This is a genomic window from Butyrivibrio sp. FCS006 (genome assembly GCF_000424525.1).
In the GTDB taxonomy this organism is placed as follows: Bacteria; Bacillota; Clostridia; order Lachnospirales; family Lachnospiraceae; genus Butyrivibrio.
Map to the genome: position 1 here is coordinate 301920 of NZ_KE384204.1, position 23741 is coordinate 325660.

Below are 23741 nucleotides of genomic sequence, written 5' to 3' on the forward strand. Positions count from 1 at the left end.
ACTGTCTCTGGAAGAAATCTTTTTGCAGACAGTAGCAAAAACGGAAAGATATTGGGATAGACTACTGTCCTGCAAGAATAATGACCACGGGACAGTTAAAATGTTTGTATATTTTGCTGATAGAGTGCGGGAAATGGCTGAAAAGCACAGAAAAGTAACTGTCTCAGAAGAGAAATGTCATAAGGACAGTAGCCTTTCGCTAAAAGGAACAAGTTGCACTACTGTCCCAAATAAAAAATAAGATGAGGACAGTAGTATTATGATACATAGTAGTAATTATGATATATCTTTTTCATGGGAGAATATGGTAGAATGATTCTATGGCAACGTAAATGCGTTTCTCGCATAGAAAGGGGATTTTATGGCTAATCTTGAGACAAGAACTAATGAACTTAAGGGAACTGAGACTGAGAAGAATTTGATGGCAGCTTTTGCGGGGGAATCTGAGGCTCGCAACAAGTATACTTACTTTGCTTCAAAGGCTAAGAAGGACGGCTATGTACAGATTGGACAGATCTTCGAGGCTACAGCAGCTAATGAGAAGGAGCATGCTAAGCTTTGGTACAAGATCCTTTCCGGCATTGGTACAACAGTTGATAACCTCAATGCAGCAGCTGACGGAGAGGCTTACGAGTGGAAAGAGATGTATCCTTCATTTGCCAAGAAGGCAAGAGAAGAGGGATTTGATGACATCGCTGATCTCTTCGAGCAGGTAGCAGCTATTGAGAAAGAGCATGAGGAGAGATACAGAAAGCTCCTTAAGAATATCGAGGACGGAATCGTATTCTCTGCTGACGGTGATACAATCTGGGAGTGCTCAAACTGCGGACATATCGTAGTTGGACCTAAGGCTCCGGAGGTTTGCCCTGTATGCAATCACCCTCAGGCTTACTTCATGAAGAAGGCTCAGAACTACTAATTTGATATGAATAGATAATAGAAAAGAGCTGTCGCACCGATATGGTGTGGCAGCTTTTTTGATGTTTTTTGAAATCCGGACCGCTTTGGGATGAGAACACAAATAGTTCAAAAAACACCATTTTTATTTAAATGTAAGCTCTTACATGAGAATATATTTAACGTTATCATTTTATTATAAAGCAATTAACTATATATCAAGTGAACAATCAAATGGAGGGACGGGTAATGAAGAATACAATAGTCGGACAGTCCGGCGGACCGACGTCAGTCATCAATTCCAGTCTTGCAGGGGTTTTTGAGGCGGCAAAGAGTCGCGGATCTGAGCATGTTTACGGCATGTGCAACGGTATACAGGGATTTCTGGAAGATAGATATGTTGACCTGGTGGAGATCTTCACAAAGCCGATAGACATAGAGCTTTTGAAGCGCACTCCATCAAGTTATCTTGGCAGCTGCAGGTACAAGCTTCCCGATATTAATGATGATGGGGCAAAAGAGCTTTATGAGAAAATTTTCGCTAAGCTCGATTCCATGAATATTGGATATTTCTTTTACATAGGTGGTAATGACAGCATGGATACCATCAACAAACTTGCTGCTTACGGCGCAGGAAAGGGAAGTGATATACGCTTCATTGGCGTTCCCAAAACTATTGATAACGACCTTACAGTAACCGACCATACTCCCGGCTATGGTTCCGCGGCCAAGTATATCGGAGTTGTGATGAAAGAGATCATCAGGGATGCTACTGTTTACGGCACTAAGTATGTGACTGTAGTTGAAATAATGGGAAGAAATGCCGGATGGCTCACAGCCGCTGCTGCACTTGCCAAGGGCTGGGACTGCGAGGGCGTTGATATGATCTGCCTTCCCGAAGTTCCCTTTAATGTGGAGAGATTTGTTGAAAAGGTCAGAAAGATGCAGGAGAAAAAGAGCAGCATCGTGATCGCAGTTTCAGAAGGTGTTAAGCTTGAAGACGGACGCTATGTTTGTGAGCTTTCAGATGACGTTCATGCTGTTGATGCTTTCGGACACAAGAGCCTGACGGGTACAGCGCGATTCCTGGCAAACACTATTGCCAAGCAGCTTGATACCAAGACCCGCTGCATAGAGTTGTCCACACTTCAAAGATGCGCTGGTCACCTTACCAGCAGAACAGATATCACCGAGGCATATCAGGTAGGCGGAGCAGCTGTGAAGGCCGCTTTCGAAGGCTGTACCGGCGAAATGGTGGCACTAAAGCGAATTTCCAACGCACCATACCAGTGCACCACAGAACTTCATCCTATTTCAGAGATTGCAAACCTCGAGAAAAAGGTTCCGCTTGAATGGATCAGCGAGGACCACACTCAGATGAAGCAGGAGTTTATTGATTACGCATATCCTCTTATTCAGGCAGAACTGACACCGATGTTTGTAGGTGGTCTGCCACAGCATATTTCCCTTTAATGACATGAAAAAGGCTGTCACACTAGTTCTTAGTATGACAGCCTTTCTTATGTTTATGTTTAGGTCACTGCGATCAATCTTTAACTTCAATCTGGATAGCTTCTTCCTTCTCAGGGATGGCTTCCTTTTTAGGAAGGTTAACGGTAAGAACACCGTTTCTGTACTGAGCGATGATATCCTCAGGCTTAAGGCCTTCTACATGGAATGATCTCTGATATGAAGAGCTTCTTCTCTCGCGGCGGATGTACTTGCCGTTCTCGTCCTTCTCATCCTTGTTCTCATTGTGAGAAGCGCTGATGGTCAAGGTGTCATTCTTGAGATCAATCTTGATGTCTTCCTTGTTGAATCCGGGAAGCTCAGCCTCAAGCTGGTAGCAGTTGTCTTTTTCAATAACGTCTGTTCTCATAGGTCCTGATGTGGAATCGAAAGGCTTAGCTTCTCTTGGCATCAGGCCACTTCCGCCAAAGAATCCATCGTTAAAGAAATTATCCATCTCATCAAAAATATCATTGTTACTCCAAAGCATAGGCATCAACATAATTATCACTCCTTTTCTATATTTATTTTGTTCTGTTGTAGTGTTTAATCCTTTTTATTAGCACTCTCAAGTAGCGGCTGCTAATTTCTTGTTACAAGTATGTTATAGAACAACTAGAACAAATTGTCAACAAGTTTTTTTCTAAAGAAATTATAAACTGCAAAAAATCCTGCAAACACTGGGCTTGCGGGATTTTTATCAAATATATTTCTATGTATTTTTTTGCGGAGATGATCGTATTTACACCTTTTACTGTCTGAAAATGATCTTTTTAGCCATGTCATCGGCAGCTTCTTTGCCCTGGAACTCTTCAATGATTGCAAGTCCGAAGGGGATTGCAGTTCCCATTCCGCGGCTGGTGATGAAGTTGCCGTCTTTTACAACTTCGTCAGTCTGAGGATCAGCGCCTTGGAGGAATTCTTCATTTCCAGGATAGCAGGTAGCCTTTTTGCCGTTTAAGATACCCATCTTGCCAAATACTCTCGGTGCTGCGCAGATTGCAGAAAGTTTCTTGCCTGCATCGGCGAAGGCCTTGATCTGAGTCTTCAGAGGTTCGCAGGCATCCAGATTGTTGGTTCCCGGCATTCCGCCCGGAAGAATTATCATGTCTGTTTCATCAAATTTAATGTCTGAAAGCAGAACGTCGGCCTCTACAGTTATGTTGTGAGAGCCGGTTACCTGCTTGCTTCCAGTGATTGAGGCTGTCGTTATCTCGATTCCTGCTCTGCGAAGCAGGTCAACAACGGTCAGAGCTTCTATTTCTTCAAATCCTTCTGCTAAGAATATCGCTGTCTTTGCCATATCGTGTTCCTCCCTCAATGTTGCTTTATTTTTCAACTTGTTGGTTTCGTAATTCTGCCATGGATGTCTTGCCTGCGATAGCATTCACAAGAACAATTCTAGCACAAGAAGAGTTGCAGGACTATAATTTGTTCCCTACAGTTGCACATAGGGCTATGATTCGCGTGATGCTACTGCATGGAAACAAAAAGCCTTACTGTATAGAGGCAGGATCTTTCTTCCTACCGTAATGCCTTCGCATATTTACGTTTTCAATACAGCTCCTTCGTATTACAATAGGTAGAGGATTGAATACATCCAAGAAGGAGGCCACAATCCACATGGGCGTAGAAATAGAAAGAAAGTACACTGTAAAAGAGCTCCCCAAGGACCTGGACAAGTACCCGTTCCATGTCATTGAGCAGGGGTACCTGAATGTGAAACCTGCCATAAGGGTCCGCAGAGAAGATGACACATATTACATGACCTACAAGAACAGGGATATGTACGCGCAGCAAGACTCATCACCACAGCAGGAAGCCCCAATCGGTGCCACAGAATACAACCTACCCCTGGACAAGGACTCCTACGAGCACATGCTCACCAAGGCCGACGGCAATGTGATCAGGAAAAAGAGATATCTGATTCCGCTTAATACAGATGCGTTCACAGAAACAGATGCCCAAGACCTGCAAATCGATAAAAGCGCCCTGAAGATAGAACTCGACGTCTTCGACGCCCCATACGACGGCACAATAATAGCGGAAGTAGAGTTCCCATCAGAAGAGGCAGCAAGCGCCTACAAGCCTGCAGACTGGTTCGATCAGGACGTCACTGGTGACAAGCGTTACAGCAACGCCCAGATGAGCCTTAGGCAGTGACCAAATATTTTTTTCAAAAATTTCTTAAAAAACTCTAAAGTTTTTCCCATACCCTCCGATATAATTACTGAAGGAACGACCGGGTAGGCAAACCCAAAACCCGCGAAATGTAAGGAAACATGGGAAACTAACAACATTTTAATAAAGACCCTGAGCGTATTTTTACCATGAAATTTCCTAAAATTTTCGGGGGAAATATTTTGGGAAAAGAACTAAAGTAATGGAAACTTCTACCGATAAATGTAGTAGAAATGTAAAAAATACTCCAGGGAAGGAGGAAAAGATATGCGAATAGAAGCATACAGTCAGGTTCAGCAGATTTACTCAAACAGCAAAGTAGGTAAACCACAGGCAGCTAAGAAGACCAATGATATCAGAGATACTGTATCATTTTCTTCGATTGGAAAAGATATCCAGGTTGCAAAACAGGCTGTAAGCGCTGCCCCCGATATCAGGGAAGATAAGGTTGCATCGCTCAAAGCTGCTATTAAAAATGGTACTTATGATGTGAGTGGAGAGGCTTTTGCTGATAAGTTACTGGCAAAGTTCGAAGAGCTGGCATAACAGCCCACGCATCAATTTCATATCAGGAGGATGATTCCAGTGGCAAGCCTTATGGAGAATCTTGTTGATGTCCTCGACAAAGAGGGATCAGCATACGAAAAATTACTGGGATTATCTAGCCAAAAGACCACAGTCATTATCAAAGGTGATCTGGAGGCACTTGCAGAAATCACGGATGAGGAGCAGTACATAATAGGAAGTATCCAGGGCCTCGAAAAACAAAGAGTAGAAGCCATGACGGATATAGCAAATGTACTTAACATGGATGTTAATTCATTGAAACTGACCGATCTGATCCAGGTACTTGAAAAAAGGCCCACGGAACAGAAGAATCTGGCAATGCAACGCGACAGACTCGCTCAGGTTGCAGATCATGTCAGACGTGTAAACGGACAGAACCAGGAACTGCTCAAAAGTTCCCTCGAAATGGTTCAGTTCGAAATGAACATCATTCAGGCGGCGAAACAGGCTCCACAGACGGCGAATTACTCAAGAGCTGCAGACACTACAGGCGAATGTTTAGGTTACACATCGGGCGGGTTTGATGCAAAGCAGTAACGTCTCACTACGCATAAAGTGAGACGGATGCATGTAGATAATCCACCCGGGTGAATACCGTTTTTCGCGGTAGTGTCTTAAATTTTGCCTAAAATAGGGCACGGAGGTTATACATTATGTCTCTCATGGCCAACTTGTATGTAGGTACATCGGGACTCCAAACTTCACAGAATGCGCTCAACACCACAGCGCATAACATGTCGAACGTGGATACTGAAGGGTACACCAGACAGCAGGTTTCTCAGGGAACAAGAGCATATCAGACGCTCGAGAGAAAATATGAGCAGATTTCCTGGAAACAGATTGGTACCGGCGTAAATTACAATAATTGTAAACAGGTAAGAAGCGACTTTCTTGATCTTTCATTTAGAAGAGAGACAGGAAGGGCGGCTTTTTATGATGTTTCCTTAAAGGCCCTTGAAGAGATAGAAGACCAGCTTCAGGAGATGAACGGATCGGAATTCGCAGACTCTTTAAACAACCTCTGGGTTTCAGTTCAGGAGATGGCAAAAGACCCTTGCTCAGCCGTTACGCAGTCCTCTTTCATAACAAGAGCGAATGAGTTTTTAACAAGAGCAAAAAGCGTATACGACGGACTTGTTGCATATCAGGAAAACATGGATTCCACAGTAAAGGGAATGTGCGACACCATCAACAAGTACGGCGACAGGATCAGAGAACTTAACGAAGAGATCGTTTATATAGAGTCAGGTAAGCAGGAGAGTGCCAACGACCTTAGAGATGAGAGAAATCTTCTTTTAGATCAGCTCTCCGAGTACGGAAAGATTGAATATAATGAAGACGTTTTCGGGAATGTGACAGTTCTTTTCGAAGGATCCACATTTGTAACCAGCGATCACGTAAACCACCTGGCAATTGACACCACCTTAGAGAGCAGTGTCGGATATGCAACTCCTTACTGGGAATACGCAGCTAAGACCGTCGACAACAGGGACGGCTCCAAGACAGTAGTTTCTATCGAAGGAGCACATGTTTACGACCTGACACAGAACATTTCAACCGTAACCAATACAGATATAGGTAAGCTCAGATCAATCCTTCTTGCAAGAGGCGATCACAACGCAACTTACCATGACATACAGGAAGATCAGGAGTTCTACAACAGCAACATTGCACAGTCAGTCATTATGAACGTTCAGGCTGAGTTCGACCAGATGGTGCACCACATCATGACTTCCATCAACGACATCATGGAGCAGGCCGAGAGTAATCCCGCATTCCTCGACAAGTCCATGGGCGATGCCAAGGACTTCACACTTTTCATCTGTGCAAATGAAGAGGACAAGCTCACCTATGACATCAACAAGAACATGCCGGCAGGAACAGTTCTTACAGGCTTTACAATAAAGAACTCACAGATCAATCCAAAGCTCATACAGGAGCCCACTCTTTTCACATTCAGAACCATAGATGGAAACGAGGACAACACTACAACTACTCTGTTAAAAGAGGCTTTCACCAAGGAGCAGTACACACTGAATCCGAACGTGACCACCAGAAACAGCTTCGTTACTTATTACAACAGCCTTGTATCACAGGTAGCAAACTCAGGTGATGTCTACAACAGCATCAAAGAAGCTCAAGAGCAGACAGTTTCTTCAGTAGAGGCAGCAAGAGAGCAGATCCTTGGCGTATCAAGCGACGAAGAGCTGGAATTCATGATCATGTTCCAGAATGCATACAACGCATCAAGCCGATATATCAACGTAGTAAGCGAGATGCTTGAACACCTTGTTACTACACTTGGTTCGTAAAAGAGCTAACTAAAGGCGTCAACTTTTTTCGAAGGAGATAGGCTATGACATCTCAATTCTTTGGACTTAACATTGCAGCTTCAGGCCTTAGAGCAGCCAATGCAGCGTTAAACACCACAGCAAACAACATATCAAATGCCAATACAGACGGCTATAGCAGGCAGAAAGTCTCACAGGAAGCAACTGATGCTCTGAGAGTTTTTGCTACATATGGATGCGCAGGTGCCGGAGTTGACACGATCGCCATCGAGAGAGTCAGGGACAGCTTCTACGACAATAAGTTCAGACAGAACGAGACACTTCTTGGTAACGTTCAGCAAAAGAACTATTACAACGGCCTTATTGAGCAGTACTTAAACGACGATGGCTCCACCGGTTTCTCAACTCTTTTCAACAAGATGGAAGCAGCGCTTGAGTCAGTAAGAACAGCAGCAGGAACCACCGAGACTAAGTCAGCTTATGTGTCCAGTTTAAAGAGTATCACCGAGTACTTTAACAACGTTTATACCAGCCTTCAGAACGAGCAGGCCGACGTCAATGCAGAGATCAAGCTCTGCGCTGACAGAGTAAGTGCCATTGCTCAGGAGGTTGCTTCTATAAATAAGCAGATCAACATCATCGAGATGACCGGCAGCAAGGCAAACGAGCTCAGAGATAAAAGAGATATGCTGGTCGATGACCTTTCCAAGATAATCTCAGTTGAGGTTAAGGAGAGCCCCATCGTCGATGAGTCACAGCCCGACAGAGATACAGGCGCAACAAGATATCAGATCTGGGTTGGCGGATCTTACGAGCTGGTTGATACCTATGAATACAGGCAGATGATCTGCGTATCACGCTCTGATGACGGCGCAACAGGCCAGAACGATGTGAAGGGCCTCTTTGATATCAAGTGGGGCACAGCCAATTATAAGGATGGCGACAATGTAAATGAGCTTTCGGATTTTGCGCTGGATTCACAGCTGATCGGCGGAGAGCTTCAAGGTCTTTTAGCAATGCGAGATGGAAACAATGCGCACTACTTCCATGGTAAGGCTCCTGAGGGCGGCGTTATCCAGAGACCTGACGGAAGTGTGCTGGTCAAGGTAAACGTTGACAGCGATTACTTAAAAGACATGAATAAGTGCACAATCCCTGCAGACGGAACCATCAAGATCGGTGCCAAGACTTATAAGTACGACAGCTGGGATTACGACGGAGATTCTACTTATACATTTGAAATAGATTCCACAACACTGAGCAGTATTCCCGATGGCGGTAAGAATGTAAGCATCGGCTACTCCAACAGCTACCAGGGAATTCCTTACTACATGGCTCAGATGAACGAGTGGATCAGACAGTTCTCAAGCGAGGTCAACAATATCATGACCACCGGTTATACATCAGATTCCCTCAACGGCGTGTTTGCTCTTTCGGGATCCATGGACACCGGCACAGGCGCTGAGTATAGCTTCGAGCAGCTCACAACTCTTTCTGAGAACAAGGGATACTACAACCTCCGGGGCGGTAACTTTACGGTGAGCTCAGTTCTTTTGGAGAACTCCGACAGACTGGCTACCAAGGCAGATATCACCGAGGGTGAGTCCGAGTTTGGAAACCTCACTAAGTTAAAAGACATGTTCAAGACCGAGAAGGTCTTCAGAGGCGCAACTTCAGGCGAGTTCCTTACAAAGGTCCTTGCGGACATAGCGCTTAACAAGGCGAACTCACAGACTCTTGAAGATACATACACATCACTGGAAAACACCATCAGCAACCAGAGACTTTCAGATACCGGTGTTGATGAGGATGAGGAAGCTGCAAACCTGGTTAAATTCCAGAATGCATATACACTTTCATCCAAGATGATCTCTACTCTGACCGAGATCTATGACAGACTGATTCTCCAGACCGGAGTTTAATTTGAGAAGCTAAATGAGCCTTGGTGGGCTGGGTGAGCCTAGGGGACGGAGTCAGGGGTCCAATTTCGGATGAGCCTAGGGGACGGAGTCAGGAGCTCATTTTCAGAATTTTCTGAAAATGAGCTCCTGACTCCGTCCCCTAGGCTCATCCGAAATTGGACCCCTGACTCCGTCCCCTAGGCTCACCCAGCCCACCAAGGCTCATTTTTTTTCATCAAATCCTTAAGTAATTGACTTTAACTGTCGATATACGTAGTGAAAATCATATACTCTGCATGGATGCACACTTTTTCAGGACAATGGAATGTCTTTTACCCTGGAGGATTACTATGCGCATCACTAACAAAATCATGCAGAACAATTCCCTTTACAATATAAATAACAACAAGGTGTCTGAGGATCAGCTCAACACCATGATGAGTACGGGAAAGAAGATAACGAGGCCCTCTGACGATCCGGTCATCGCTATTCGCGCACTTCGCCTTAGAAGCAACGTGACGCAGCTCTCCCAGTACTATGAGAAGAATGCAAAAGACGCTGAGAGCTGGCTTCAGGTAACTGCAGATGCGCTTTCAACGGTTACAAACGTTCTGACAGACTGCGTAAAGCAGGCAACCAAAGGCGCCAATAAGGATCTGACTCTGGACGATCTTTCCACCATCGTTACACAGATGGATGCTCTGTCAAAAGAGTATTATGCGACCGGCAACGTTGATTATGCGGGAAGATACGTATTTACAGGCTACAGGACAGATACTCCTCTTACCTTTGATAAGACCACAACTGCAGCCTATACAGATATTAATGATGAGTTCAATGCAGGAAGTATCGGAGATTCCAACAGGATCGTTGGCAAGCATAACCTCAATTCAACAACAATCCTGAATGATGATACTACCGCTACTTTAGAGCATGAGATAGTTGAAAGAAATGTCGGAAGACTCAGACTCTCTTATGATAACCTTAACTACGTTGAAGGCGATGGTAAGTCTGCAACCCTTAAGTTCAGGGAGGCGCTCCAGCAGCCGGCTACAAGCACAGTTGCCAGCACCATGGACACCATCAGCGTGACTTACAAGACCGAAGAAGGAATCACTCACTACGCATCCATTCCGATCAACAAAGACGGCTCAACTTATGAGATTGAGAGCGACAATATCGTATATAACGCAAGCCTTAAGAATGACGGAACATATTATATTGAAGGATACGATCAGGACACCGGAAAGACTTACATGATCAACTTGAAGGCTGACGGAACCTTCAATCCAAGCACTTCAACTGTTGATTCCGCAATCGCTGAGATTCAGTCAAAAGACGTAACGACAATAACCTACACTTCCACAGCAGGAAGAGTAAGCTTAAATGTTCCGCTTCTTCCGGCAATTGACCAGAGCTACACAATCAAGCTCGACGAGAATGGCTACTCCGCTACAGTAAACAGTGACGGAACAATTACTCTTAGAAATGACATCGGCAGAGACAACGGCGACGGAACAACAAGCAACGAGGTTGTTCAGATAACAGCCAATGGAAGCGTATATTCATCTTACCTAGAGACAAGCCTTGAGATCGGTCCTGCCAGCATCATCTACTCAACCAGCACAGAGGAGCAGATTGATGAGGCGTATGAGACTCTTTTCACCCAGAAAAAGGGTGCCTATGCTTATCTGAACGCTGCAACCGGTGAGGTTCTCCTTAATGAGGAGCTCAGAAATAAGTTCGCTACACTTCCGGATATCATCAATGCCAACAGCATCGATGTTGTTTATGACAAGAAGGAGTGGGAGAACGGAGACATCAGACCACAGAACCTCTTTGCCTGCACTTATACCGATGAGAACGGAAAATCTATTCTCTATAATAAGGGAACAGCAGGACATGACATTGCTTATGATGTAGGATTTGCTCAGTCGGTAGTCGTTAATACCACTGCTGATGCGGTATTCACAACAGATGTAAGAAGAGATGTAAGCGATCTTAAGAATATGCTCAATGAGCTGAAACAGCTTGATACCACACTGAAGACCCTAAAAAGTAAGCTCTCTGTGACCAGTGATGCAGATAAAAGGGATAAGATTCAGAATGAAATAGACTCCGCAACCAAGGCTTATGATTACATGAGAGAGAATCTCCAGAAGGAATTCGAGCATAAGATCACATCTATGCAGAAGGCTCTCGATACAGCAAACATCGCTGTTACAGACAACGGCACCAGATCAAAGAGACTTGACCTGGTAAGCACGAGACTTATGGATCAGACAACTACATTTAAGACTCTACAGTCTGAGAATGAGGACGTTGATCTCGCAGAGGCAGCAACCAAGCTTACTACAGCACAGGTTACTTATGAAGCGAGCCTGATGGCAACAGGTAAGATCAGCCAGACAAGTCTTATGAATTACATTTAAATTGTTTGAATTAATATGGCAATTGTACGAAATTGCGTATATAATTAATGTGTAGCAAAGTCACTAAAGACTATGGAGGTTACAACATGAAACTCACAACAAGAATTTTCGGCGAAGTAGAGATTGAAGATAGCAAGATTATCAGTTTCCCAAACGGTATAATCGGCTTTCCTGATTTAAAGAAATTCACATTGATGCATGATGAGAGCGACGACAATGGCGCTACAAACACCATCAAATGGCTTCAGTCTATTGAGGAGCCCGGCTTTGCAATGCCTGTAATGGATCCTCTTGTAGTATGCCCGGACTATAGCCCTGAAATCGACAGAACCAAGATCGAGGATGTTGGCGATCTTAGTGATGATGATATTCTTGTTCTTGTAACAGTTACTGTTCCTCATGACCTTACCAAGATGACCGTAAACCTTATGGGACCGTTTGTCATCAACGTTAAGGAAATGAAGGGCACACAGGCTATCGTAGAGAACGACAACTATCCTGTTAAGTTCCCCATCTATGATATCCTCAAGAAGAACAAAGAAGCTAATTCATAAACCACGGAGGGACAAACTATGTTAGCATTATCAAGAAAAAAGAACGAGGCGATCATCATAAATAACAATATCGAGATCACTGTTCTGGACATCAGGGGAGACCAGATCAAGCTCGGCATTTCCGCGCCCAAGGAGATCCCAATCTACAGAAAAGAAGTTTATATCCAGATTCAGAATGAGAACAAGGAAGCTACAGATGTAGCAGGACTTGAGGCTCTGAAGAACCTGCTTTGATTTTTGTGTGATTACAAGCGCTCTGCACAACCTGTGCAGGGCGTTTTTTGGCAGTAAATGTGTATGTGGGAGATGCAATGCGGATACTTTACTACGACTGGGATGAATTTAACGGCGAGGATTGCCGGGATGCCATGAAGAGACTCGGGCATGAAGTGGAGACATTCCGTGATTATGACGATATAGGGAAAAGAGATTACGACTGCGTTTTTAGTTTTGACTATTTCCCTGAAGTGTCAGAAGCCTGTCATGATCATCATAGTATCTATGTGTCATGGGTCTTTGATTGTCCGCATTATCCGCTTTACTCAAATACCATTTCTTATGAAGAAAACCGTATACATATTTTTGATAAAAGACTTTGTGAAGAGCTGAAAACTCTTGGCGCGAAGCATGTTTATCATACGCCTCTCGGGGTGAATGAAGAGAGGCTGAGGAGCCTAGACCTCACGACGACGCCTGAGTCTTACATGCATGATGTAACTTTTCTTGGAAATCTTTATGATAACGAATTCAATTTCTTTGATCAGGCATCATTTCCGGATGAACTTAAGGGTTATCTGGAAGACGTGATCAAAGCGCAACAACTGGTCTATGGAAAAGACATTATCTCTGACAACAGAGTTATTGATGACTCCCTGATGGAGACGCTTAGGAGCTTCATCAGGTTTGAGGATACAGGCAAATACAGCGTTAATTATGACCGCGTAATCCTTGATATCATCAGGAAAAAAGTAACAGTAACCGAGCGACGTAAAATACTTGAAGCTCTGGGAGATTGCTTTGACACAACGCTTTATACAACGCCTGATGCCAAGCCTATCCCCGGTGTAAATTGCCTTGGCCTCGCGGATTACAACTCTCAGATGCCTTATATCTTTCATAACAGCAAGATCAACATCAACATGACTTTCAGATGTATTCCATCAGGAATCCCTCTTCGTGTTATGGACGTGCTTGGATCGGGAGGGTTCCTTATTACAACATATCAGGATGAAATAGCAGAGTACTTCGAAGAAGATAAAGACCTTGTTATTGTCCGCTCGCCGGAAGAGTTTATTGAGAAAGCAGCATATTACCTTGAACATGATGATGAGAGAAAAGAAATTGCACAAAGCGGACAGGAAAAAGTATTCGAAAAGTTTGCCTATACCAAATTACTTCCCGAAGTTTTAACCCTGTAATTCTAAAATTTTTATTAATTCTTCATCTTTAACACCTGAAAACATAAAGTTATAATCTTCATTACCGATATAAAGGATAAGAAATCGTGTACAAACCTTTTGTTTTTGTGCATAAATGTTGCGATAGAACACGTTGATACCCGGTTAAGACATGGAGGTCATGGAGGTATAAGATTATGGGAATGGATGCAATTAACGGCTTTAGTCCGCTGATTCAGCAGACACAGCCACAGGTAAGGACACAGGTACAGGAACAGAATCAGTCGCAGTCAGAGATTGTAAATCAGGAAGCAGCGCCAACAATTGAACTTAAGGTTGAAGCTGCCGATAATTCTGCGGATTCAGGTCATGACGCTCAGAGTGGCACTCAGGCTTATACACAGGCCAGAGAAAGGTATGCTGAAACTGAGGAACAGATCCAGGAGGATAACGAGAAGGTCAGAAAGGCAATATCTGAGATGACCAAGAACGTTAAGTCCAACGCTGAAGCTGTTTTTGGAATCCATGATAAGACAAACCGTGTGACCATCAAGATGGTTGACAAGGAGACAAAGAAGGTTATCAAGGAATTTCCTCCGGAAGAGACTCTGGATATGATAGCCAAGGTTTGGGAAATTGCCGGGATCATGGTTGACGAGAAGCGATAACCCCTTGTATGGAAAAGGAATTCCATGTAACAAGCTCACGGATTGAGAAAGGAGAAACACTATGCCTATACGAATTACGGGAATGAACTCGGGCCTGGATACTGAGAGTATCATAACAGCTCTTACCAGTACTAAGAAAACCAAGTTACAGAACTTTCAGGGAGATCAGAAAAAACTCTCTTGGAAGCAGGATAAGTTTAAAGAACTCAACAAGAAGGTTGTTTCCTTCTATAACGGCGCGTTGTCAAATATGCGTTTTTCAACGGCGTATACCAAGAAGACAACATCGGCCAGCAACTCAAATGCAGTATCAATAGTTACTTCCGGATCTGCTATGAATTCTTCGCAGACCCTCGATATAACAGATCTTGCAAAGTCTGCATACCTTACCGGAAATGAGGTTAAGGTTAACGGAGAGAATGCCAAAGCTTCTACATCAATTTCAGATCTTCGCATTAATCCCGGTGACCAGATCAAGTTCCAGATCGGTGATGATGAGAATGATATCCTTGCAGTTGATATTGCTGAGGGAGATACAATTTCCAGCATTCTAAATAAGTTAAAAGGTGCTTCATCAGTAAGTGGCACAAAACTTGATTTTAACTATGATGAAAAGAATGGCAGATTTTTTGTGGCTTCCCAGAAGGAAGGAGCAAAGTCTGCATTCCATATTAAAGACGCAACAGATGCAATGCAGAAGTTAGGCCTTACTCTCAGTGGTGATTCTGAGGAGAACAGTTCTAACTACATTGCAGGATCAAGCGCTAAGATTAAACTCAATGGTGTTGAATATACATCAGAGAATAATGTGTTTGAAATCAACGGCCTTACAATTACCGCAAAGGAAAAGGCGACAGGAATAACACTTACTACTCAGCAGGATACCAGCGGTATTTATGATAATGTAAAGAAGCTTATAAAAGAGTATAATGATCTTATGAAAGAGTTCGCTACTCTTTATAATGCTGACCCGGCTAAGAAATACAGTATGCTCACCGACGAACAGAAAGAAGAAATGTCTGATAAGGAAGTCGAGGAGTGGGAAAACAAAATCAAAACAGGACTGCTTAGCGGTGATGAGACCATTTCTTCTATCCGAAATGCTATGAAAAGCGTTATGACAACCGGAATTGATATCACCATGAAGGATGGATCTGCCAGCAGATTATCACTGGCAAGCTTTGGAATATCTACGGGAAGTTATTTCGGTACTGAAGAGAATGAAAGAGACCTGCTCCATATCGATGGCGATGCGGATGATAGTGTTTCAAGTGGCAATACAGATCTCTTAAGAAGTGCAATTTCAACTGACCCGGAGATGGTACAGAGTTTCTTTACAGAACTTTCAAGATCACTGTATTCAAAAATGGGTGATCTGATGAAAGGTACACAGTACAGTAGCTCATTTACGATTTATGAAGATAAGCTTATGGCCTCTCAGTATAGCGCTTATAACACAAAGATATCAGACGCTCAGAAGGCCTTGGAAGCCGCTCAGGATAAATATTACAAACAGTTTTCTTCTATGGAGAGTGCCCTGTCTAAGATAAACTCTGCAAGTGGATCACTGTCAAGTTTCTTTGGTGGTGGCTGATAGTCATTAAATATACCAGAATAAATGATGAGAGGTAGAGAATATGCCGGTACTTACAGCACAACAGAGAGCTGCATATGCACAGTACAAGAACAATAAAGTAAATGCTGCCAGTGGGCCGGAACTCACATTGATGCTCTATGACGGAGCTATCAAATTTTTGAATATCGCCGATTTTGCGATTGAAAACAAAGATATTCAAAAAGCCCACACAAATATAATTAAGACTGAGAAGATAATAGATTACCTTCGAAATACGCTGGACATGAAATATCCCGTTGCTCAGGATTTTGAGAACATGTATTCCTACATAGCAAGACGTTTGGTTGAAGCAAACATTACAAAAGACAGAGAGATTGTTGGCGAGGTCAACTCTCATATGCATGCTATCAGGGACAATTGGGTTCAGGTAATGAAGGCTAATAACATCATGGTGAAGGACGCATAAGGGGGATAACATGATATCAGCCAGTCTGGATATGCTAGAGGAGAGCCTTCAGAAGAAGGTAGAGATACTTACCAGGATAGAAGAGCAGAATACAAAACAAGCAGATATTTTAAGTGATTCCGGGAAGGTGGATGAAGCAGCTTTCGATGCAACAGTGGATGCCAAGAGCAAACTGATCGATGAGATTAATTCACTGGATGATGGTTTTCAAAGTCTCTTTGATCGGGTAAAAGAGGAAATCGGCGAGCATAAAGAGCAGTATGCGGACCAAATAAAAAGAATGCAAAAGCTTATCCAGGAGATTACCGGTAAGAGCGCATCAATAGAGGCCTCTGAGCATCGAAATAAAAGACTGGCAGAGAAATATTTCAGTACAGCAAGAGAGAATATGAATCAGAGCAGAAACTCATCATCTGCCGCATTCAACTACTATCAGACTATGAACAACTTCAAGAATATCCCACCTCAGTTCATGGACAAGAAGAATTGATTGAATTGTATTTAAATAACACACAAAAGGACTTGAGCCTATTTATCGGCTACAAGTCCTTTTTACTTTAGGGTAAAATGCAAAAAAAATAAAAAAGTTTCAATATTGCAAAAAAATATGAAAAAATCATTCATGAGGGGTTAAGAAGGGGGAAAACATGCCGATATCTTTAGTGTAAAACAAAACAAAAGCAGCCATGGAAGGGACTCCGCGTAGGACTGCACAAATAAAAATGGAAAGGCAGCAAGGAAGCGAGCCCCGTTCATGGAGGATTAAATATGGTAGTACAACACAACGTCACAGCGATGAATGCAAACAGACAGCTTGGCATTACAACAGGTGTTCAGGCTAAGTCAAGTGAGAAGTTATCATCAGGTTACAAGATCAACAGAGCAGCAGATGATGCAGCAGGTCTTGCGATTTCTGAAAAAATGAGACGTCAGGTAAGAGGTCTTACACAGGCTTCAGAGAATGCTCAGGATGGTATTTCTGCAGTGCAGATCGCAGAAGGAGCTCTCAATGAAGTTCATGATATGCTCCAGAGAATGAACGAGCTGGCAACAAAAGCTGCTAATGATACTTTACAGTCAACAGATCGTGAATATATCCAGTCTGAGATGAACGCTCTTGCATCTGAGATTTCCCGTACATCAGCTGCAACGGAATTCAATAATCAGCCTCTTCTTGATGGAACCTTCATGGACAAGAAACTTCAGGTTGGAACTGAGTCAGGATCTACTAACCAGATAGCAATCAATATTGTTAAGATGTCTGCTTCGGCAATTGGTATTAGCGGATCGGCGATCAATGTCTCAGGGTCAAGTGGAGTGAATGCCAGAAATGCAATGGATGCTGTTAAGAACGCGCTTCAAAGCGTTTCAAAGCAGAGGTCCGATCTTGGTGCTGTACAGAACAGACTTGAGCATACAATCAAGAACCTCGACAATGTAACTGAGAATACTCAGGCAGCTGAATCTCAGATCCGTGATACAGATATGGCTAAAGAGATGGTTAAGTACTCCAATAACAACATCCTTGCACAGGCAGGTCAGTCAATGCTTGCACAGGCCAATCAGACCAACCAGGGTGTACTTTCACTTCTTCAGTAAAACAGTAAACCGGTTTAGAATTATTCAAAGGGCTCCGGAAACTTCCGGAGCTCTTTTTCATAGAATTAGAATTCTTAAAAAGTTTATAATTTGTTTATAATTTTACATATTAAGTTTTTACATTTATAGACGATAATAAAAGTGTAAAAAAGAACAGAGATTATCTTTGGCCAGCACAAAGGTAATTTCAAAACAAAGCACACGAGCAGCAAGGATGCTGCCGTACAAATTCAAGGAGGAATTATATTATGGTAGTACAACACAACGTCACAGCAATGAACGCAAACAGACAGCTTGGTATCACAACTGGTATTCAGGCTAAGTCAAGTGAGAAGTTATCATCCGGCTACAAGATCAACAGAGCAGCAGATGATGCAGCAGGTCTTGCAATTTCCGAAAAGATGAGACGTCAGGTAAGAGGTCTTACACAGGCTTCTGCAAACGCTCAGGATGGTATTTCTGCAGTACAGACAGCTGAAGGTGCTCTTAATGAAGTACATGATATGCTTCAGAGAATGAACGAGCTGGCAACAAAGGCTGCTAATGATACTCTTCAGTCAACAGACCGTCAGTACATTCAGTCTGAGATGAAGGCTCTTACATCTGAGATCACACGTACAGCTTCTGCTACAGAGTTCAACAACCAGGCACTTCTTGATGGAACCTTTACAGACAAGAAGCTTCAGGTTGGAACAGAGACTGGTTCTACAAACCAGATTTCTATCAGCATCACAAAGATGACTGCTTCAAACATCGGTGTTGGTAACGTCGACGTTTCAGGCACTGATGGCGCTAATGCTCGTACTGCAATGGACGCTGTTAAGAATGCTCTTCAGAGTGTTTCAAAGCAGAGATCAGACCTTGGTGCTATTCAGAACAGACTTGAGCACACAATCAAGAACCTTGATAACGTAACTGAGAATACTCAGGCAGCTGAGTCACAGATCCGTGACACAGATATGGCTAAAGAGATGGTTAAGTATTCTAACAACAACATCCTTGCACAGGCTGGACAGTCAATGCTGGCTCAGGCTAATCAGTCAAATCAGGGTGTTCTGTCTCTTCTTGGCTAATAACTGTAGGCTAAATGTATTTGAACGTCTGTTTAGATCATTGCGACTACCAAAAAGAGCTCCGGTTTTCCGGGGCTCTTTTTCAGTGCTAATACACAATATAACACTAATTGGTGATACAATAAAACATATAGAAATACATTGATCTAAACAGGGAGAATGTAAATGGAGAGTTCTAAAACCAACTTTAAAACACTTGTGGTAATAACTCCTGCTGATTGTCAGAGACTAATCGGACTATACCCAAGAATTATTGATAATATAACCTATGGGGATATCTGCTTTGTTGGAAAAGTCGAAGTAGGAGATATACTAAACGCAAACCCGGAGATTAAAGGAAAAGTAGGGTTTATAGATGAGGATAGCATTATCCCTTTTGACAGTGTTCACAAAGTTGTTGCCGATAGGATGAAGCATATTCTCAATGGCAGAGAGCTTCCAAGAGGGATAACAGGCTGGTATTACCAGCAGTTTCTCAAGATGCAGTATGCTTTTTTGTGTGAAGATGAATATTATATGACATGGGATGGGGACACCATTCCCTGTAGGAAATTAAACATGTTCACGGAAGGTACCACGAAACCCTATTTTGACCTTAAGCATGAGTTTCACGAGGAATACTTTGACACCTTGGGAATTATACTTCCGGGACTTTCAAAAACAATAGAAAGATCCTTTATATCCGAGCATATGCTCTTTAATGTTGAATATATGAAGGAGCTTATTCAAGAAATTGAGAGTAATGCTGTAATTCCCGGTGCTCATTTTTGGGAAAAGATCTTAAATGCAATTCCTGAAGATAAGATACAGAGTTCTTCTTTTAGTGAGTTTGAGACTTATGGAACCTTTGTGGCAAAAAGGCATAGCGATGCATATGCTCTGAGGGAGTGGCATTCCTTCAGGCTTGGAGGAGAATTTTTTAATATAGACACCATTTCGGATAGGGACTTTTTGTGGCTTTCAAAGGATTTTGATGCCATTTCTTTTGAAAAAGGGCACTCAGTGAGAGAGGACAATGCAAACCTCTTTGATAATCCATATTATCAGGAAAAGCTTACACCAAAGCAGATGCTACAGGCGGCTCAGATGGAATTCAAGGATGGCTACAAGGAGGTCTGGGATGATGATGAGTCTATAGATCATGCCAATGAGTCTAGCGGACAATTTAACAATTCCGATGAAGGTCAAAGTGAGCCGGTTAAGAATAGAGAACTTATGAAGAAATTGAGAGATATTTTGCAAAAGAATCCGGGATTTATTGAGAATCTTCCTATAGATGATCTGATATCTTGTGTTTATGTGGAACTGTATGGACTTCGGCAGTTATATGACAAGGAGCATTTCGACAGACTGGAAGAAGAGCTGGGACAGATTTCTAATGAACTTGAGGGAGCAAAAGCAAAGAAAGATGCTGAACAGGCATTACATATCATCGATACGCTGATTTCCTATGAGGACATGCTTCCTGACAATGACTTGGCTGCATCGTTTATAGAAAAGGCAAATTATGACGATGCGTTCTTACGACATATACGAGATAATACGCTGGTTGTAATAGGGGATTCTCATGTCAACTTCTTTAGTGGGAATGAGAATCTATCGTTTATACCAATAGGGAATGAGGTGAATACCTGTACTCGTAAATCTGATGATCCGATTACTACACTGCATTTCGGACCATGTCTTGCCTATAAGAGCAATCAGTATGGATCCTCGAATCGCTTCAGGGAGAAACTGGACTGGGCTCTTAAAAACTTTATTCTTCCCGATGCAAAGATACTGTGTGTGCTTGGAGAGGTTGACCTGCGTGCACATGTTTTTAAGCAGACAGCGAGGCAGGGAAAAGACTATAAGACAATAATAGATGAAATCCTTGATAACTATATGGAATTTCTTTTGTGGCTGAGTGACCTCGGGCATGAAGTATTGTGCTGGGGACCTATTGCTTCACAAAACGATACCTGCCCTGTAACTGAAGAGTATCCAAGAATAGGGACTACTGCTGAACGTAATAAAGCGACAGAGTATTTTAACGAAGAACTCTGTCGCAGATGTGGCGAAAATGGTATAGGCTTTATTTCATTGTTTTCTGATATGATCACTGAAGATATGCAGACAGATGAAAAGTATCTTTCGCCTGATAAGGTTCACCTGGGACAGTTTGCATATCCTGAGGTTATTGAGGCCTTAAAGAGTATCGGCGTCATTTGAATATACAGGCTTTCCGGTGGATTCGAAAAGCTCTTTTACCACGCATTCATCTCCAATGAAGCTGTCGGATAGTATTATAGCGGGAGTTGGAGTCAGAGTTTCATCAAAAATACCGATATCGTGAGTGATATAATACTCCAGCAAAACTCTGAAGTCATCAAAAAGCTCAGGTCGGTATTTCATTATCATGTCAGGTAAGTACTTGTTTGGACGCCAGATAAAAGCAACAGTATCCTTCTTCTGCTCATATTCTTCAAAAACTTTTTGTGCAGCTCGAAAGTGAGACCTGTTGTTTTGGAGTACTCCGAAAACAGAAGTTGTAAAGAGCACTGCTTCTTTTCGCTTTCCCGTAGAATCAAAAAGATGTCTGTTCCAGCTGGCTGGATACGGTACTGTGCTTTTGTCATACTTCTTTAAAATGGCTATCCTGGGGTAATCTTCACAGGTGATTTTGGGATACCATTTTTTGTAAGTTTCTATGTCTCCATCACTAATAAGATTAAGATACATGGATTTTATTGATTCTGAGCTGACGATAATCTTATCTGCATTGTGAATACCCGGGGGAGTTATTATCTTGCTATAGACTCTTTTTAGGTAGGTTGTGTCCTGGTCCATGTCGCTTAAGGTGCTGTAGGGTATATAGATAAGATTGTCTGTAAATTTGCGCAGATTGGAAGTATGAAAGTGAGGGTGGACTGCAAATACCGGATTGTTATTATCTGAGATGTTCTGAATATATATAGTGTCCGGATGCTCAGCTTCGAGGTCATAATCATTTACATCATATATCTTCACGCTTTCAGGATATCCCGTGGTTATATATTCTGCATCGTAGAGTTTTTCATTTGGCCCTATCTGATATGTGGGCAGAGGGATGACTACAACCTGATTATCCGGATCATTTATTTCTTTTTCCCATATTGTCTGAAAACCCTCCCACATATTTGGGTGACAGGGAAGAAAAACAGTTTTTTTCATTTAGAAGATATCTCCTAACTGGGCTATTTTGTCACATGCAATAATGGCTCTTTCCTGCTTTTTGAAATGAGGATAATCGTGTGCTGTAGTTCCTCTAACAGGAATCATGTAATTGCTGCCGTATATAGAAGTTAAAACTTCGTCATAACCGGCAGGTATTGGCGCTGTAATGGTCTCAAATTTTATGTAAAGAGTCTTGTCATAGGCTGATACGGGGCGCATATTTGCTTCGTCTGCATGAACGCCATCATAATACCAGGCAAGTTTCTGAGCTTCTTTTTTACGAGTGATTGACGCCACCCTATCTGCTAACATCCACAGAGATCCCCTTATTTTGTCGTCTCTTTTTATTTTTGTTCCAGTAACTTCTTCCAAAGTGGAAAGAGTACTTTCAAAACTACCATCGGCTATAAAGGCATCCATTTCAGTGGCAAGGCCAAATGCAGCATTATACAGATCCTTCATGAGAGACCATTGTTTCGGATCGTGAGGAACATAATCCATAGGGAAGATGTCAACCCAGCTGGTACAAGGAAAATCATATTCAGCTTGGGTGATTTTGGTTTCTATAGGGTCATTGCCTAGATCAAGGTTTGCTCTGTTTGATATAACAGCATGGGGCTTGTCGTAATTGTCCACTGTATAATAGCTTGCAACAAAGCGATAGGGAGGAAGTTCGTCTTTTAGATATTTGATGAAAAGAGCATAGTCTTTTCGCATGACTGATATGTCTATATCATCATCCCAGGGCACATAACCATGGTGCCTGACTGCTCCCAGGAGAGTTCCATAGTCGAGCCATGCTTTTATGCCGTGTCTTTCGGCAATTTCGAATATCTCGTTTAGAAGGTTGAGCTGTACAGCCCAACTCTTTTTCATAATCTCGGAGATGTAAAAGCCACCTCTGCATTCTTCTTTGAAAAATTCGTCTGGAAAAGAGAGCATCATGACTCCTTAAAAGATGGTTTAACGGCATTATTACATATATTTTATCACGATTTAGCGTATTTATGTGATACAATATTATTATAGATTCAGACAATTCACCGGAGAATAAAAGTCATGAAAAAAATCTTTTATTACACTGATGTACTGCCATTTCTTTCGAGGGGAGATGAAGCCATTAAAAAACTCAGGAGAAATCTTGAGACGTTTAAGGAATCATCTGCCGATGTACATCTTGTGTGGCATCCTTGGTCTGGAACTGAAGAGTACCTGAAGATCAACAGATCAGGAGTGACAGAAGAATACAGAAGTATAGTTGATGAGTTTACCGGTGCAGGATGGGGCGATCTGGACAAATCTGATACTTACCAGTCTGCTAAGGAAGTGCTTTTTGGTTGTGATGCTTATTACGGAGATCCGTCCGATCTTGCTTATGAAGCGCAAAATGCCAAAATGCCGGTAATGTTTCAAAACATTGAAATATAAAGACGGG

General features: G+C 42.6%; 23 protein-coding genes. 19 read left to right on the forward strand and 4 right to left on the reverse strand.

Annotation, left to right across the window (positions count from 1 at the left end; all coding sequences use genetic code 11):
- Positions 1-361 precede the first annotated feature (361 nt).
- Both rbr and G633_RS0112660 read left to right on the forward strand, forming a co-directional pair.
- Entirely contained in the window at positions 362-919 is a 558-nt protein-coding gene (gene rbr / locus G633_RS0112655; RefSeq protein WP_022770355.1) for a rubrerythrin, read from the forward strand.
- A gap of 227 nt (positions 920-1146) precedes the next feature.
- On the forward strand, positions 1147-2370 hold the full coding sequence (locus G633_RS0112660; RefSeq protein ID WP_022770354.1) for a 6-phosphofructokinase: 1224 nt from the start codon (positions 1147-1149) through the stop codon (positions 2368-2370).
- A gap of 73 nt (positions 2371-2443) precedes the next feature.
- On the opposite strand, the gene G633_RS0112665 is transcribed toward G633_RS0112660, so the two are convergent.
- Positions 2444-2908, reverse strand: a complete 465-nt coding sequence (locus G633_RS0112665) for an Hsp20/alpha crystallin family protein (RefSeq protein ID WP_022770353.1) — start codon at positions 2906-2908, stop codon at positions 2444-2446.
- 249 nt (positions 2909-3157) lie between these two features.
- Complete coding sequence (locus tag G633_RS0112670; protein WP_022770351.1) at positions 3158-3709, reverse strand: DJ-1 family glyoxalase III; 552 nt, start codon at positions 3707-3709, stop codon at positions 3158-3160.
- 320 nt (positions 3710-4029) lie between these two features.
- Here G633_RS0112670 and G633_RS0112675 point away from each other — a divergent pair, with 320 nt between their 5' ends.
- From G633_RS0112675 to G633_RS19410, 16 genes are all read left to right on the forward strand, one after another.
- Positions 4030-4569: a CYTH domain-containing protein gene (locus G633_RS0112675; protein ID WP_035771389.1), complete on the forward strand. Its 540-nt coding sequence runs from the start codon at positions 4030-4032 to the stop codon at positions 4567-4569.
- Positions 4570-4854: 285 nt separating this feature from the next.
- On the forward strand, positions 4855-5133 hold the full coding sequence (gene flgM, locus G633_RS0112680) for a flagellar biosynthesis anti-sigma factor FlgM (RefSeq protein WP_022765804.1): 279 nt from the start codon (positions 4855-4857) through the stop codon (positions 5131-5133).
- A gap of 30 nt (positions 5134-5163) precedes the next feature.
- Complete coding sequence (locus G633_RS0112685; protein WP_242838871.1) at positions 5164-5691, forward strand: flagellar protein FlgN; 528 nt, start codon at positions 5164-5166, stop codon at positions 5689-5691.
- Between the two features lie 125 nt (positions 5692-5816).
- Positions 5817-7466, forward strand: coding sequence for a flagellar hook-associated protein FlgK (flgK, locus tag G633_RS0112690; RefSeq protein WP_207638111.1), 1650 nt, complete (start codon positions 5817-5819; stop codon positions 7464-7466).
- 44 nt (positions 7467-7510) lie between these two features.
- On the forward strand, positions 7511-9367 hold the full coding sequence (locus tag G633_RS0112695; protein WP_026520131.1) for a flagellar hook-associated protein FlgK: 1857 nt from the start codon (positions 7511-7513) through the stop codon (positions 9365-9367).
- A gap of 329 nt (positions 9368-9696) precedes the next feature.
- Positions 9697-11778 carry a flagellin N-terminal helical domain-containing protein gene (locus G633_RS19400; RefSeq protein WP_051200186.1) on the forward strand — a complete coding sequence of 694 codons (2082 nt, stop codon included), beginning with the start codon at positions 9697-9699 and terminating at the stop codon, positions 11776-11778.
- Positions 11779-11864: 86 nt separating this feature from the next.
- Entirely contained in the window at positions 11865-12332 is a 468-nt protein-coding gene (gene fliW / locus G633_RS0112705) for a flagellar assembly protein FliW (protein WP_026520132.1), read from the forward strand.
- A gap of 18 nt (positions 12333-12350) precedes the next feature.
- Complete coding sequence (csrA, locus tag G633_RS0112710; protein ID WP_022770342.1) at positions 12351-12566, forward strand: carbon storage regulator CsrA; 216 nt, start codon at positions 12351-12353, stop codon at positions 12564-12566.
- Positions 12567-12613: 47 nt separating this feature from the next.
- Positions 12614-13750, forward strand: coding sequence for a CgeB family protein (locus tag G633_RS0112715; protein ID WP_026520133.1), 1137 nt, complete (start codon positions 12614-12616; stop codon positions 13748-13750).
- Between the two features lie 176 nt (positions 13751-13926).
- The gene (locus G633_RS19785; RefSeq protein ID WP_022770339.1) at positions 13927-14397 is read left to right on the forward strand and encodes a flagellar protein FlaG; all 471 of its coding nucleotides are present in this window, start codon (positions 13927-13929) and stop codon (positions 14395-14397) included.
- Between the two features lie 61 nt (positions 14398-14458).
- The gene (gene fliD, locus G633_RS0112725) at positions 14459-15991 is read left to right on the forward strand and encodes a flagellar filament capping protein FliD (protein ID WP_022770338.1); all 1533 of its coding nucleotides are present in this window, start codon (positions 14459-14461) and stop codon (positions 15989-15991) included.
- Between the two features lie 43 nt (positions 15992-16034).
- Positions 16035-16439, forward strand: coding sequence for a flagellar export chaperone FliS (fliS, locus tag G633_RS0112730; RefSeq protein WP_022770336.1), 405 nt, complete (start codon positions 16035-16037; stop codon positions 16437-16439).
- A 10-nt stretch (positions 16440-16449) separates the two neighbouring features.
- Entirely contained in the window at positions 16450-16929 is a 480-nt protein-coding gene (locus G633_RS0112735) for a hypothetical protein (protein ID WP_022770335.1), read from the forward strand.
- 278 nt (positions 16930-17207) lie between these two features.
- Positions 17208-18038, forward strand: coding sequence for a flagellin N-terminal helical domain-containing protein (locus tag G633_RS0112740; protein ID WP_022770334.1), 831 nt, complete (start codon positions 17208-17210; stop codon positions 18036-18038).
- A gap of 248 nt (positions 18039-18286) precedes the next feature.
- Positions 18287-19111 (forward strand): flagellin N-terminal helical domain-containing protein, encoded by an 825-nt coding sequence (locus G633_RS0112745; RefSeq protein WP_022770332.1) that lies wholly within the window; start codon positions 18287-18289, stop codon positions 19109-19111.
- Between the two features lie 165 nt (positions 19112-19276).
- A complete protein-coding gene (locus G633_RS19410) occupies positions 19277-21322 on the forward strand; it encodes a DUF6492 family protein (protein WP_022770331.1) in 2046 nt (681 codons plus the stop codon).
- Here G633_RS19410 and G633_RS0112755 read toward each other — a convergent pair.
- Positions 21299-22303, reverse strand: a complete 1005-nt coding sequence (locus tag G633_RS0112755; protein ID WP_022770330.1) for a hypothetical protein — start codon at positions 22301-22303, stop codon at positions 21299-21301. The two genes, G633_RS19410 and G633_RS0112755, sit on opposite strands and share 24 nt — an antisense overlap.
- On the reverse strand, positions 22304-23182 hold the full coding sequence (locus tag G633_RS0112760; protein ID WP_207638112.1) for a LicD family protein: 879 nt from the start codon (positions 23180-23182) through the stop codon (positions 22304-22306).
- A gap of 183 nt (positions 23183-23365) precedes the next feature.
- Between G633_RS0112760 and G633_RS0112765 the strand changes: the two genes are divergently transcribed.
- The gene (locus G633_RS0112765) at positions 23366-23734 is read left to right on the forward strand and encodes a hypothetical protein (protein ID WP_022770327.1); all 369 of its coding nucleotides are present in this window, start codon (positions 23366-23368) and stop codon (positions 23732-23734) included.
- Positions 23735-23741 lie beyond the last annotated feature (7 nt).